Origin of the sequence: Bradyrhizobium sp. AT1, assembly GCF_001590795.1 — a bacterium.
In the GTDB taxonomy this organism is placed as follows: domain Bacteria; phylum Pseudomonadota; class Alphaproteobacteria; order Rhizobiales; family Xanthobacteraceae; genus Bradyrhizobium.
On the sequence record NZ_JXDL01000001.1, the window covers coordinates 6522151 to 6534908 of the forward strand.

A 12758-nucleotide genomic window follows, 5' to 3' on the forward strand; every position below is an offset into this window, starting at 1 on the left:
GTAAGTCAAGTGCGAGACGGCTGAGATGGCCGTGGCTGGCGCAGCCCTCTCCACGTCACCGCGAGAAGCCCTTTGCGACGAAGCGATCCAGACTGCCCGCGCGGAACGATTCTGGATTGCTTCCGCCTTCGCCAAGGCTTCGGCGGACAAGTCGCTACGCCCGCAATGACGGATCAAACGGGGGTGCCACAAGCGCGCCCTACGGCCGCAAATACAAATATCCCTGCGATTGCAGCTCGGCCAAACGCACCACGCCGCCCTTCTCCGCGCTGACGAACCCCGGCAGCAGCTCCTTCAGCGTGACGTTCTGCGCCTTCATCGTGTTGCCGCAGGCCGCGAGCTCGACGCCGTCCTTGGAGAATTCACCGACGCGCTTGCTGAGATCGGGGTTGGCCTGGCCAGCGTGAAAGGCCTTCAGCGCCGGACCGTGGATCACCAGAGCGATCGTGACATGCTCGGGGCCGCCGACGCCGTCGATATGGTTCTGGATGTTGCCGAGCACGAAATTGACCTTCTCGGCGTCGCTGAGGTGATAGACGACCTTCAGCTTGTCGCCCGCGCCGGCGTCCGTCGCGGCTTGCGCACGCGAGGCGCCAAATGCCGCGCCCAAAGCCGAGACGGCGCTCCACAAGATGTTCCGGCGGTTCATGGCGATCTCCCTCAAACCTGGCGTCGCCGGACAGATATCACTTGTGGCGGAGCGCGGCGAGTTCCTTGCGGTCGGTCACCAGCCCTGCACATTCACTGTTGTCAGTGCGGTCGAGCCGGAAGATCTTGTCATCGGCGCCGGCGACCAGCGCATGCTCCGCCTCGTCATCCGGCTTGTTGTTCTGCCAGACCCGGACCTGCTCGAGCCGGATGATGGCCGATTTGTTGTCCTTGGACAGCGCCACCTCAATGCCGCCGCCCTCGCAGTCGACGCCGCAGCCCATGCGCACCTCGTCGCCCTGGCTGAGCAGCACCGCGTGGCTGCCGCACGAGCCGCTGGAGTCGAAATCGCCGGAGCGATGGCGGTAGCGAAAGCCCAGGCGGAAGGAATTGTGCAGCCGCTTGTCCTCCTTGTCGGCTTCCGCCGAGATCAGCAGCTTCATGGACGCCACTTTCTGCTTGGGATGCCGCGCCAGATGCTCGGCGTCATAGCGGCGGACGAAGCAGGCATAGGCCTTGTCGCCGGGCGTCGCCCCGTAGAGCCGCACATTGAAGGCATCGACTTCGGCCTTGGTGGTCTCGCGGACCTTGTCGGCGTCGTCGGCATGGGCGAGGCCGGCGAAGGCGGCAAGGGCGAGTGGCAGGACAACAGCAAGCTTCATGATCGCATGCCTTGCGTTTGAACCGTCGTCGACCCGCAACGAGCGGGGGGCGACTGGCAGTTAGTCGCAGACGGCGAGCGGCGCGTTCAACCCCGCCCGGCCGCCGGTTTCGCGGGCAGCTTCGCACAAGGTTCCCGCCTTAACAGTCCTGAAGGATGAGGTCGGTAAACCCCCGGTTGCCGCAGATGACTGGTGACGGTCAATGTCCGTAAGTCAGAACTTGCCCAGCCTTGCGATTGGCTATTCAGTGCCGCGGCTGCTGAAGATGCTGGCCGCCGGCCTGCCGCTGACGCTGCTGTGCGCGGCGGTCGCCTTCAACTGGTTTCACGCCAAGACGCTCTCCGAGTTTCAGATCGCGGCCTGCTCTCTAGGTGTCGTGCTGTTCGGGTTCGTGACCTGCAGGACGCTGTGGCGGCTGGTCTCGACCCGGCAGCCGGTCCTTTTCATCACCCGCGTCGGCATTCGCGACACCCGCATTGCCGATGACACCATCTCCTGGCGATCCGTGCGGGACATATCGGCCTGGCAGTATCGCAGTCAGGTGATCGTGGTGCTCAAGCTCGATCCGCTCGTCGCCGATCGCTTCGATGCCGGTCTACTGAAGCGCATCGTCTCGTTGATGAACAAAGCCGTCGGCGCGGAGGGGGTGCTCATCAATCCCGGCGGCCTGACCATCGACGGCGAAACGCTGCTCGAGACCTGCAAGCAATATTGGAACGCCGGTCGCTTGGCCTACACCGCCCATCCCAAGACTGAACCCGAACCTGCGCACTAAAGCACTGCCGTCGAGTGGGCAAAGGCGCGACGCGCCGTGCCCACGATGTCTCTCAATCGCGAAAAGTGGTGGGCACGCTCCGCTCCTCAGCGCAGGCTGGCGTTGATCTTGTCCAGCACCGCCGAGCCCGGGCACAGCGTGTCTGCCTCCAGCGTATTGAGCGGGGTCTCGACCGTGTTGAGGTGCTCGTGCAGATCTTCCGCATCGGGATCGACATAGAGGAGCCCGGTGACGATCTGCCCCTTGGCGGCGTGTCGCGCGAGGAAGGTCTGGGCGCCCAGCCGGTCATGCGGATCGTAATCGGCGTCGATCTTGCGCAGCGCGATCTTGCTCCCGTCGTGCTGTTCGACCATCTGCACCGTGCCCGGCGCATAGTCCACCGCGATCGGATCGCGGCCGACCAGCACGTCGAGCCGGTTCACGGCATCGTTGTGCTCACGCACATAGTCAAAGCTCTTGGTCGAGCCGGCGTGGTTGTTGAAGGCGATGCAGGGGCTGATGACGTCGATGAAGGACGCGCCCTTGTGGCGGATCGCGGCCGCGATCAGCGGCACCAGCTGGGTCTTGTCGCCGGAGAATGAGCGCGCCACGAAGGTGGCGCCAAGCTGCAGCGCGATGGCGACGAGGTCGATGGCGTTGTCGGTGTTGGTGACGCCCTTCTTGCTCTTCGAGCCGCGGTCGGCGGTCGCCGAGAACTGGCCCTTGGTCAGGCCATAGACGCCGTTGTTCTCGACGATATAGGTCATGTTGACGCCGCGCCGGATCGAATGCGCGAACTGGCCGAAGCCGATCGAGGCGCTGTCGCCATCGCCGGAGACGCCGAGATAGATCAGGTCGCGATTGGCGAGGTTGGCGCCGGTCAGCACGCTCGGCATGCGGCCGTGCACGGAGTTGAAGCCGTGCGAATTGCCGAGGAAGTAATCCGGCGTCTTCGACGAGCAGCCGATCCCGGAGATCTTCGCCACCCGGTGCGGCTCGATCGACAATTCGTAGCAGGCCTCGATGATCGAGGCGGTGATCGAATCGTGGCCGCAGCCGGCGCACAGCGTCGAGATCTTGCCCTCGTAGTCGCGATGCGTGTAGCCGAGCTCGTTCTTCTTCAGGCTCGGATGATGGAATTTCGGCTTTGCGATGTAGGTCATGACACGGCCTTGCGGAGCGGGGTCACCTTGAGGTGATCCTGGTGGTCGCCAATGGCTTTCGCGATGAAACGGGCGGTGATCGGTGAGCCGTCATAATGCACGATCGGCACCAGCCGCACCGGATCGATGCCGTTCTCGTTGACGATGAGCTGGCGCAGCTGGCTGTCGCGGTTCTGCTCGACGACGTAGACGAAATCGTGCTCGGCGAGGAAGCTTGCCACGCTGGAATGGAACGGGAAGGCGCGGATGCGCAGGCGATCGAGCTGATGCCCGCGCGCTTCCAACAAGCCGATCGCCTCGTCCATCGCCGGCGATGTCGAGCCGAAATAGATCACGCCATATTTGGTCGGCCGTTCCGCATTGGCCTGCAGCGGGCGCGGCACCAGATCCTGTGCGGTCTCGAACTTGCGCATCAGGCGCTGCATGTTGTCGGCGTAGACAGAGCCTTCCTCGGAATAGCGCGCATAGCGATCCCGCGAGGTGCCGCGGGTGAAGTAGGAGCCCTTGGTCGGATGCGTGCCGGGATAGGTGCGGTAGGGGATGCCGTCGCCGTCGACGTCGAGATAGCGGCCGAAGTCGCGTCCCTCGTCCAGCATCTCCGCGGTCATCACCTTGCCGCGGTCATACTGCTTGGCGTCGTCCCATTTCAGCGGACGGCAGAGCCGGTGGTTCATGCCGATATCGAGGTCGAGCATCAGGAAGATCGTGGTCTGCAGCCGCTCGGCGAGATCGAAGGCGGCGGCCGCGAACTCGAAGGCCTCGGCCGGGTCCTCCGGAAACAGCAGCACATGTTTGGTGTCGCCGTGCGAGGCATAGGCGCAGGCGATGATGTCGCATTGCTGGGTGCGGGTCGGCATGCCCGTGGAGGGGCCGGCGCGCTGGATGTTCATGATCACGGCCGGGATCTCGGCGAAATAGGAGAGGCCGATGAACTCGGTCATCAAGGAGATGCCGGGGCCGGAGGTCGCGGTGAAGGCGCGGGCGCCGTTCCAGGAGGCGCCGATCACGATGCCGATCGAGGCCAGCTCGTCTTCGCCCTGCACGATGGCGTATTTCGCCTTGCCGGTCTCGGGATCGTGCCGGTACTTCTTGCAATGCGCGGTGAAGGCCTCCGCCACCGACGAGGACGGCGTGATCGGATACCAGGCGCACACCGTAGCGCCGCCATAGACGGCGCCGAGCGCGGCGGCGCTGTTGCCCTCGATGAAGATGCGGTCGCCGACCTTGTCGGACTTCTTCACGCGAAGCCCGATCGGGCATTTCAAATTCTGCAAGGCCCAGTCGCGGCCGAGATGCAGCGCGTGGACGTTTGAGGAGAGCAGCTTCTCCTTGCCCTTGTATTGCTCGCCGATCAGTTGCTCGATCAGCTTGGGGTCCATGTCGAGCAGCGCCGAGAGAGCGCCGAGATAGATGATGTTCTTGAACAGCTGGCGCTGGCGCGGATCGGTGTAGGTCGAGTTCGTGATGGCGGTTAAGGGCACGCCGATCACGGTGATGTTGTCGCGGAACTTGGTCGACGGCATCGGCTTGGTGGAATCGTAGAACAGGTAGCCGCCCGGCTCGATGCCGGCGACGTCCTTGTCCCAGGTCTGGGGGTTCATCGCCACCATCATGTCGACGCCGCCGCGGGCGCCGAGATGGCCGTCTTCCGTCACCCGCACCTCGTACCAGGTCGGCAGGCCCTGGATGTTGGAGGGGAAGATGTTGCGCGGCGACACCGGGACGCCATGGCGCAGGATCGCGCGCGCGAACATCTCGTTGGCGCTGGCCGAGCCCGAGCCGTTGACGTTGGCGAAACGGACGACGAAGTCGTTTACGCTGCTGATCGGCTTCTTGTCGGACATGTCGAACCTGCGTGGGTCATCTCGATGAAATATTTCTGCATGTCCCAGGCGCCGGTGGGACAACGCTCGGCGCACAGCCCGCAATGCAGGCAGACGTCCTCGTCCTTGACCATCACCCGCCCGGTCTTCAGGTCCGAGGAGACGTAAAGATCCTGGTCCGGATGCGCCGAGGGTGCCTTGAGCCGCTGGCGCAGATCGTCTTCCTCGCCGTTGGCGGTGAAGGTGATGCAATCCATCGGGCAGATATCGGCGCAGGCATCGCATTCGATGCAGAGCGAGGTCGAGAACACGGTCTGCACGTCGCAGTTCAGGCAGCGCTCGGCTTCGCCCAGCGCCAGCTTGACGTCGTAGCCGAGCTCGACCTCGGTGCGGATGTCCTTCAGCGCGACGACCTTGTCGCGATGCGGCACCTTGTAACGCTTGTCGATGGAGATGTCGTTGTCATAGCTCCATTCGTGGATGCCCATCTTCTGCGATGAGACCTGCACGTCGGGCAGCGGCCGCTCGGTGATGTCCTCGCCCGACAGCATCTTGTGGATCGACAGCGCGGCGTCATGGCCGTGCGACACCGCCCAGATGATGTTCTTGGGGCCGAACGCGGCATCGCCGCCGAAGAACACTTTTGGATTGGTCGAGACGAAGGTCTTGGGATCGACCTTGGGCATGTGCCATTTGTCGAATTCAATGCCGCAATCCTGCTCGATCCAGGGGAAGGCGTTCTCCTGGCCGACCGCGACCAGCACGTCGTCGCATGCGATGGTCTGGTCCGGCTCGCCGGAGGGGACGAGGTTGCGGCGGCCCTTGGCATCGTATTCGGCCTTCACCTTCTGGAAGGTGATGCCGGTGAGCTTGCCATTGTCGTGGACGAAAGCGACCGGGACCATGAAGTTGAGGATCGGAATGTCCTCGTGGAGCGCGTCCTCCTTCTCCCAGGGCGAGGCCTTCATCTCCTCGAAGCCGGAGCGGACCACGACCTTCACCTCTTCGCCGCCGAGCCGGCGCGCGGTGCGGCAGCAATCCATCGCGGTGTTGCCGCCGCCGAGCACGATGACGCGCTTGCCGATCTTGTCGACATGGCCGAATGACACGTTGGCCAGCCATTCGATGCCGATATGGATGTTGGCGGCCGCCTCTTTACGACCGGGAATGTCGAGCTCGCGGCCGCGCGGGGCGCCGGAGCCGACGAAGATCGCGTCGTATTTCTCTGCCAGCAGCGCCTTCATGCTCTCGATGCGCTGGCCGCCTTTGAACTCGACGCCGAGACCCAGGATGTAGCCGGTCTCCTCGTCGATGACGGAATTGGGCAGGCGGAATTTCGGGATCTGCGTGCGCATCATGCCGCCGGCTTCGGGATCGCCGTCGAAAACGGTGCAGTGATAGCCGAGCGGCGCGAGATCGCGCGCCACCGTCAGCGAGGCCGGACCGCCACCGACGAAGGCGACGCGCTTGCCGTTCTTCGCAGTAGGCTTCGGCAGGCGCTGCTTGATGTCGTCCTTGAAATCGGCGGCAACGCGCTTGAGCCGGCAGATCGCGACCGGCGTTTCCTCGACGCGTCCGCGCCGGCACGCCGGCTCGCATGGACGATCGCAGGTGCGTCCCAGGATTCCGGGAAACACGTTCGATTTCCAATTGATCATGTAGGCGTCGCTATAGCGGCCCTGTGCGATCAGTCGGATGTATTCGGGAACGGGGGTGTGCGCAGGACAGGCCCATTGGCAATCGACCACTTTGTGAAAGTAGTCGGGGGCCGCGATATCGGTCGGTTTCATTCCTACCCTGTCCGCGCAGGCTCAAAGACCCGGCGGCCTCTTCTGAGCTTGGCGAACGCTTAACGTGCGTCGATCTGGTTTCTGAATGACGTCATTGGGTTAGCTTATTAGAACCGTTCCCAAGTACAACGGCAAATTTATGCGATCACCGCCTTTCATGGTAGCTACGCGCGCACAGCATTAACGGCACGCGCGATCGCGTGCGGTGCAGCATGTTGCGATGCGTGCGAGCGCGTCAGCCCTGCGCGATGTCGCTCTTCGCGAGGTCCCACATCAGGCAGTATGTGCCGACGGAGACAGGGAGCGGGAAGGGCGCAGCAGCGGGACCCGTGAAGCGTTCGGCGATGACAGCCGAGACCGCGCCGACATGCGTGCCGTCGATCAGCACGAACCAGTCGCGCGCGCCCTCGTTGCGCGTCGCCGGAATGCCCGCCGTCGCGCCCGACAATTCCGGTTCGCTTTCGAGCAGATGCATCGAGATGATGCCGTCGCACTGTTCGGGCCTGAGCTTGTTTTGCAATGCATCACGCCAGGGCGCGGCGTTGTCGGGCGTCGGCCGCAGCCGCACGAGGCCGAGCGCAGCGCCGCGGCCGGTGCCGTTGCTGACCGTGATGCGCGCGACCACGCGCAGCATGTCCTTGAAATGCGCCATGCTCCGCCGCGACCATTCGGTCTGGCTGGCGAGCCGAGCCCGGTAGGCCGGGCTGTCGAGCACGTCGAGCGTGGTGGTCGAGTACAGCGAGAGATATTTCGGATTGGCGGCATGCGCGACATAGCGCCGCGCCTCCAGGAATCCATCGATCGCGACGCGCTCTTCGAGATGCTCGCGATCGTACCAGCGGTTGAAATCGGCCTCGTTGGCCGCGTCGATGTTCATCGACGTCAGCAGTATGCCTTTCCCGGCGAGCGGCATTGTTCTTGTCCCTTCATCGCCCGATCTTCGATGCGAGGTCGGCGATCGACTTCATCACCGCATCCCTCACGCCGGCATCATAGAGCGAATGCCCGGCTTGTTCTACGAGGCGAAGCTCGGAAGTAGGCCAAACTTTCGCGAGAGCGTGGGATGTCTCAGGAGGACACAACAGATCATAGCGGCCCTGCACGATAATGCCGGGAATTCCTTCGAGCCGGCCCGCGTTCCCCAGCAGCTGGTTCTCGCTCATGAAGCTGTCGTTGATGAAGTAATGCGCCTCCATGAACGGCGTTGCAGGCAGCGTGCGCCAGACGTTCAGCGAAGCCAGATCGATCCGCGTTTTGGCGGACTTGTGCTCGGACAACGCGCGCTCGGTGTCATGCCAGGCCCGCGCCGCAGGGCCGTGCACGGACGGATCGGCATCGAGGATGCGTCGATAATAGGCTTCGACCGGGTGCGCGCGCTCCTCTGGCGGCAGCACGCTGAGAAAATCCTCGTAGAGCGCAGGATAGAACTGCGACAGGCGCGAAGTGAAGGCCGTTTCGACTTCCGCTCGGGTCCCAAGGAATGTCGCGCGGAGCGCAATGCCGGAGACGCGCTCGGGATGTGCCTCTGCGTAAGCCAGCGCCAGCGTCGCGCCCCAGGAGCCGCCGACCACCATCCAGCGGTCGAAGCCGAATTTTTCGCGGATCGTCTCCATGTCCGCGATCAGATGCGCCGTGGTGTTGTGCTGGCGCGATCCCTTGGGTCGGCTGCGGCCGCAGCCGCGCTGGTCGAACAGCACCGCATGCATCCGCTCGGGATCGAACAGCCGGCGGTGGTCGGGCTGGCACCCGCTGCCGGGGCCGCCATGCAGATAGACCGCGGGGATGCCGTCGCTGCGGCCGACGCTCTCGACATAAAGCTCGTGGCCGTCGCCGACGTCGAGCATGTCCGAGGTCAGCGGCGCAAAGGGATCGGCACGCCTGGTACCTGCGTCGGCGTCAGGTCCCATTCTCGGATTCCAGGGTGCCGCCGGCGAAGTTGCGATAGAGGAAGCGGCTGGTCTCGCCCTCGGCCTCGGCTTCCGCCTGCTTGAAGATGGTCTCGTGCAGCGGCGACAGTGCGCAGGCCGGGTCGGTGTTGGCGGCGTCCCCGGTCAGCGCAAAGGCCTGGCAGCGGCAGCCGCCGAAATCGATCTCGCGAAATTCGCAGGACTTGCACGGCTCCTTCATCCAGCCGGTGCCGCGATAGCGGTTGAAGGCCTCGGAGTTCTGCCAGATCCAGGCGATCGAATGGTTGGAGCGCACCGACTCGAATTCGAGCCCGGTGATGCTCTCGGCGGCGTGGCAGGGCAGCACCTTGCCCGCGGGCGAGATGTTGAAGAACTGCCGGCCCCAGCCGCCCATGCATTTCTTCGGCCGCAACGCGTAATAATCGGGAACGACGTAGTCGATCGCAAGCGTGCCCTTGAGCCGCTCGCGCGCCTGCTCGACGATTTCAGTGCACTCATCCAGCTGCGCCACCGTCGGCATCAAGGCGGCGCGGTTCTTCAGCGCCCAGCCGTAATACTGCACATTGGCGACCTCGAGCCGGTCGGCGTCGAGATCCACGGACATCTGGATGATGTCAGGCAACTGGTGCAAATTCTGCCTGTGCATCACCGCATTCACGGTGAGTGGCAAATCGAGCTCGCGCGTCCACTTCGCGACCTCGAGCTTCTTGCGGTGACCGCCCTTGTAGCCCGCGACGCGATCGGCGAGGCCTTCCTCGATGCCCTGGAAGGAGATCTGCACATGGCAGAGCCCGGCATCGGCAAGCTCACTCAGCCGCTCGCGCGTCAGCAGCACGGCCGAGGTGATGAGGTTGGTGTAGAGCCCGACATCGCTGGCATGTTTCACCAACTCGACCAGATCTTTCCGTGCCGTCGGCTCTCCGCCGGAGAAATGCACCTGCAGCACGCCGATCTCGGCGAGCTCGCTCAAGACCTTCTTCCACTCGTCCGTGGTCAGCTCTTTGCCCGAGCGGTCGAGCTCGACCGGGTTGGAGCAATAGGGACATTGCAGCGGGCAGCGATGGGTGATCTCGAGCAGCACCGCGAGCGGAATGCCGAACGTCTCCGCCGTCGAACGCTGCTTCTCCAGCACCGCGAGGCTGTCGCTCGCATCGGGCGGGATGGCGGGATTGCCGAGCACGTCGGTCATGACGTCTTCTCCCGGGCCTCCGTCAGAAAGCCCTTGTCGGCGAGATCCTGCAGCATGACGATGACGTCGGCGAGGATCGCCTCGCGTGGCGCGGCGTATTTCGCCGCGAGTTGGTCGGACACGTCGCCGACACTGCGCTTGCCGTCACAGAGTTGCAAGACCTCGACCGCGATGTCGTCGGGCGCCAGCACCCGCTCCGGCGCCAGGATCACCCAGACCTTCCGGGTCTCGTCATATTTCAGCTTGGCATGCCGCGGCAGCACGGGGCGGCTTGCCTCGCTGACGCTGATATTGCGCGGCCCGGCCATTGCAGTTCCTCTCAGCCCGCTTTGGGCACGAAGGCGCCCGGCGGAATGTTGCCCTCGACATAGGCATGCTGGAGCGCATCGAGCTGCACCCACAGCACGTTGGTCTTGAAGATCAGCGCATTGCAGACCTGCGCGCGCTGCTCCGGCGTCGTGGCATGCGTCTTGACATAGTCGAGCGCGAAATTGGCGTCGCGCGGTGCCTGCGTGAGGCGGCGCTTGAAGTAGCTCATGATGTCGGGGTTGACGAAGTCGTAATGCTCCAGCATCCCGGCGATGCGCTCTTCATGCAGGTTCGGCGCGAACAATTCGGTGAGCGAGGAGGCGATCGCCTCCAGCGGGCTCTTCTCGCGACAATAGTGCACGTAGGCCTCCACCGCAAAGCGCGTCGCCGGCAGGATGCCCTCGGTGGATTCCACATAGGCCGTGTCGAGGCCGAGGCCTTCGGTCAGCTTGATCCAGCGCTCGATGCCGCCTTCGCTGCCGACATCGCCGTCATGGTCCTCGATGCGGTGGCGCCATTCCACGCGCGTGGCGCGGTCGCGGAAGCGCGAGATCACCACGGCGTCCTTGATCGGAATCGTGCTCTGGTAATAATAGCGGTTCAGCGCCCAGGCCTGGACCTGGCCCTTGTTCAGCTTGCCGCCGTGCAGCAGTTTGTGGAACGGATGCAGGCTGTGATAGCGCGTCGCCCCGATATGGCGCAGCGTCGCCTCGAGCTCCTCGGCCGAATTCAGCCGGATGTCCTTGCCGACCGAGAGTGCAGTCATTCCAGCCATTGACGCATTCACAGCACGATCTCCGTTCCGTCGGCGGGTATCTGCCAGCCCGCATGTTCGGCGGCCTTGCGCTCGGGTGAGCCGGGCAGCAGGGCCGGGTTCGAGTTATTGATATGCAGAAAGATCTTCCTGTCGAGTGTGAGGTCGGCGAGGCGTGCGATGGCGCCGTCCTCGCCGGACATGGCGACATGTCCCATGCTGTTGCCCGTCTTCTGGCCGAGCCCGGCCCTGATCATCTCGTCGTCGCGCCAGACCGTGCCGTCGAAGAACACCAGCGAAGCGCCGTCGATCTCAGCCTTGAGCGCGTCGGTGACCTCGGCGCAGGCGGCGATGAAGTAGAAATATTTGCCGGTCGATTTGTCGGTGACCTTCAGGCCCAGCGTGTCGCCATCGCCGCTCTCCCCGCCGGGATGCGTTTTGCCTTCCAGATACCAGGCCGACTTGCCCGACACCGCGAACGGCAAGACTTCCAGGCCGGAACGCGCGCCGTCGGTGAGGCGCGGCTCGAATGGCTCGTTGATGGCGATCGGCTGGCGCCGCACGTACTTCTCGTTCAGCACGTTGAAGATGCTGTTGCTGGCAAGGATCGCCAGCACCTTCTCATGCGCATGAATCGTGAAAGGCGAGCTCTCGCGCATCGAGAGCAGGCCCGCCACGGCATCCACTTCGCTGTTGGTCAGGATCACGCCCGCGATCGGCGTATGGCGCAGCATCCCGCCCTTGGGGTGCAGCTGCGGCGTGGCATTCACTTGCTGGCGCAGATCGGGGGAGGCGTTGATCAGGAACCAATGCTCGCCGTCGCCGCTGAAGGCGACAGACGCCTGGGTCCGCTGAAGCTCATGACCGTTCTCTCGGGCCGCCCGGCAGCCCTCGCAGCCGCAATTCCATTGCGGCACTCCGCCGCCGGCTGCGGCGCCCAGGACGACGACGCGAAGCATGATCCGTCTCCTGGAGGCAACGTCGCCAGGTGGACCTCAGGCCGACACGGTTCTTGTCTTCCGGAAACGGATCGTGACCGGACGAACGTGGGCCGAAAGATCCACCTGCGCAGAACGCAAACTCACCAACCGCTTACTTGCGGGTGGCGCTCACATACATGTTGATTTCCATGCCGCAGGGCACTTCGACGATCTTCGGGGCTTTCCAGGCCATTTTTGGCACTCCATTTTCGCGAAATCGGACGTATCCGCCCAGTCATTAAGTTAGTGCGCGCGCAGAAGTTCGCCAGTGAAATTTTCCCGAGAACCGCCATGTTGCGGCGCGAAAAACCACTTCGGGAACACCACTTCTGAGGCGCTGCCTTGCGTCCGGCGCATTCGGTCGCGAACCCTGTCCTGATAAAGCAGTTGTGAGTGCAGTGCAGCTTTCAATCCGATACAGGCGACCCAAACTGGATCTTTCGTGATGCCCAAATATTTCTTCAACACCCGCATCGGCGACGAATTGATCGTGGATCCCGAGGGCGAGGAGCTGCGCAACCCCGACCGCGCCTGGGAGGTCGCCCGCCAGATGATCCTGGAGGTGGTGAAGTCCGAGGGGGCCCAGCGGGCCCTGATGGAGGCGGTGATCGAGGTCACCGACGTCGAAGGCGAGATCGTGCTTGAGTTTCCCTTCACCGAGGCCCTGCTGGACATCCCCGACCCGTCCGCGACAAGGCATTAAGCGGCACGCGAGGTGCGCTCCCTCCCCGCTTGCGGGGGAGGGCTGGGGAGAGGGTGTCTCCGCAAGCGAGAACCCC

The 12758-nt window shown here is 64.0% G+C and carries 14 protein-coding genes; 2 read left to right on the top strand and 12 right to left on the bottom strand.

Annotated elements, in window-relative coordinates; translation table 11 throughout:
• Positions 1-199: 199 nt before the first annotated feature.
• Entirely contained in the window at positions 200-649 is a 450-nt protein-coding gene (locus SE92_RS30225; protein ID WP_063201765.1) for a DsrE family protein, read from the bottom strand.
• A gap of 37 nt (positions 650-686) precedes the next feature.
• Complete coding sequence (locus SE92_RS30230) at positions 687-1310, bottom strand: hypothetical protein (protein ID WP_063201768.1); 624 nt, start codon at positions 1308-1310, stop codon at positions 687-689.
• Positions 1311-1512: 202 nt separating this feature from the next.
• Between SE92_RS30230 and SE92_RS30235 the strand changes: the two genes are divergently transcribed.
• Positions 1513-2085 carry an STM3941 family protein gene (locus SE92_RS30235; RefSeq protein WP_063201770.1) on the top strand — a complete coding sequence of 191 codons (573 nt, stop codon included), beginning with the start codon at positions 1513-1515 and terminating at the stop codon, positions 2083-2085.
• An 86-nt stretch (positions 2086-2171) separates the two neighbouring features.
• Here SE92_RS30235 and SE92_RS30240 read toward each other — a convergent pair whose 3' ends face one another.
• From SE92_RS30240 to pqqA, 10 genes are all read right to left on the bottom strand, one after another.
• Positions 2172-3227, bottom strand: a complete 1056-nt coding sequence (locus SE92_RS30240; protein WP_063201775.1) for a 2-oxoacid:ferredoxin oxidoreductase subunit beta — start codon at positions 3225-3227, stop codon at positions 2172-2174.
• On the bottom strand, positions 3224-5071 hold the full coding sequence (locus tag SE92_RS30245; RefSeq protein WP_063201777.1) for a 2-oxoacid:acceptor oxidoreductase subunit alpha: 1848 nt from the start codon (positions 5069-5071) through the stop codon (positions 3224-3226). Before SE92_RS30245 ends, SE92_RS30240 begins: the two co-directional genes overlap by 4 nt.
• The gene (locus tag SE92_RS30250) at positions 5041-6840 is read right to left on the bottom strand and encodes an FAD-dependent oxidoreductase (RefSeq protein ID WP_063201780.1); all 1800 of its coding nucleotides are present in this window, start codon (positions 6838-6840) and stop codon (positions 5041-5043) included. Before SE92_RS30250 ends, SE92_RS30245 begins: the two co-directional genes overlap by 31 nt.
• Before the next feature lie 235 nt (positions 6841-7075).
• Positions 7076-7753, bottom strand: coding sequence for a DUF4286 family protein (locus SE92_RS30255; RefSeq protein WP_063201783.1), 678 nt, complete (start codon positions 7751-7753; stop codon positions 7076-7078).
• Between the two features lie 13 nt (positions 7754-7766).
• Positions 7767-8747, bottom strand: a complete 981-nt coding sequence (pip, locus tag SE92_RS30260) for a prolyl aminopeptidase (RefSeq protein WP_063201785.1) — start codon at positions 8745-8747, stop codon at positions 7767-7769.
• Complete coding sequence (gene pqqE / locus SE92_RS30265; RefSeq protein WP_063201788.1) at positions 8737-9936, bottom strand: pyrroloquinoline quinone biosynthesis protein PqqE; 1200 nt, start codon at positions 9934-9936, stop codon at positions 8737-8739. The genes pip and pqqE overlap by 11 nt, the downstream gene beginning before the upstream one ends.
• Positions 9933-10244, bottom strand: a complete 312-nt coding sequence (pqqD, locus tag SE92_RS30270) for a pyrroloquinoline quinone biosynthesis peptide chaperone PqqD (RefSeq protein ID WP_063201790.1) — start codon at positions 10242-10244, stop codon at positions 9933-9935. Before pqqD ends, pqqE begins: the two co-directional genes overlap by 4 nt.
• An 11-nt stretch (positions 10245-10255) precedes the next feature.
• Complete coding sequence (pqqC, locus tag SE92_RS30275) at positions 10256-11011, bottom strand: pyrroloquinoline-quinone synthase PqqC (protein WP_063201793.1); 756 nt, start codon at positions 11009-11011, stop codon at positions 10256-10258.
• 17 nt (positions 11012-11028) lie between these two features.
• Positions 11029-11958, bottom strand: coding sequence for a pyrroloquinoline quinone biosynthesis protein PqqB (pqqB, locus tag SE92_RS30280; RefSeq protein ID WP_063201796.1), 930 nt, complete (start codon positions 11956-11958; stop codon positions 11029-11031).
• A gap of 133 nt (positions 11959-12091) precedes the next feature.
• Positions 12092-12172: a pyrroloquinoline quinone precursor peptide PqqA gene (gene pqqA, locus SE92_RS30285; RefSeq protein ID WP_007595659.1), complete on the bottom strand. Its 81-nt coding sequence runs from the start codon at positions 12170-12172 to the stop codon at positions 12092-12094.
• A 252-nt stretch (positions 12173-12424) separates the two neighbouring features.
• Between pqqA and SE92_RS30290 the strand changes: the two genes are divergently transcribed.
• Positions 12425-12682, top strand: coding sequence for a DUF6894 family protein (locus SE92_RS30290; protein WP_063201799.1), 258 nt, complete (start codon positions 12425-12427; stop codon positions 12680-12682).
• Positions 12683-12758 lie beyond the last annotated feature (76 nt).

Coding starts and splice junctions, on each gene's coding strand:
- SE92_RS30225 (WP_063201765.1), bottom strand. CDS start 649: ATGAACCGCCGGAACATCTTGTGGAGCGCCGTCTCGGCTTTGGGCGCG.
- SE92_RS30245 (WP_063201777.1), bottom strand. CDS start 5,071: ATGTCCGACAAGAAGCCGATCAGCAGCGTAAACGACTTCGTCGTCCGT.
- SE92_RS30230 (WP_063201768.1), bottom strand. CDS start 1,310: ATGAAGCTTGCTGTTGTCCTGCCACTCGCCCTTGCCGCCTTCGCCGGC.
- SE92_RS30255 (WP_063201783.1), bottom strand. CDS start 7,753: ATGCCGCTCGCCGGGAAAGGCATACTGCTGACGTCGATGAACATCGAC.
- pqqA (WP_007595659.1), bottom strand. CDS start 12,172: ATGGCCTGGAAAGCCCCGAAGATCGTCGAAGTGCCCTGCGGCATGGAA.
- SE92_RS30240 (WP_063201775.1), bottom strand. CDS start 3,227: ATGACCTACATCGCAAAGCCGAAATTCCATCATCCGAGCCTGAAGAAG.
- pqqC (WP_063201793.1), bottom strand. CDS start 11,011: ATGACTGCACTCTCGGTCGGCAAGGACATCCGGCTGAATTCGGCCGAG.
- pqqE (WP_063201788.1), bottom strand. CDS start 9,936: ATGACCGACGTGCTCGGCAATCCCGCCATCCCGCCCGATGCGAGCGAC.
- pqqB (WP_063201796.1), bottom strand. CDS start 11,958: ATGCTTCGCGTCGTCGTCCTGGGCGCCGCAGCCGGCGGCGGAGTGCCG.
- SE92_RS30290 (WP_063201799.1), top strand. CDS start 12,425: ATGCCCAAATATTTCTTCAACACCCGCATCGGCGACGAATTGATCGTG.
- SE92_RS30235 (WP_063201770.1), top strand. CDS start 1,513: ATGTCCGTAAGTCAGAACTTGCCCAGCCTTGCGATTGGCTATTCAGTG.
- pip (WP_063201785.1), bottom strand. CDS start 8,747: ATGGGACCTGACGCCGACGCAGGTACCAGGCGTGCCGATCCCTTTGCG.
- pqqD (WP_063201790.1), bottom strand. CDS start 10,244: ATGGCCGGGCCGCGCAATATCAGCGTCAGCGAGGCAAGCCGCCCCGTG.
- SE92_RS30250 (WP_063201780.1), bottom strand. CDS start 6,840: ATGAAACCGACCGATATCGCGGCCCCCGACTACTTTCACAAAGTGGTC.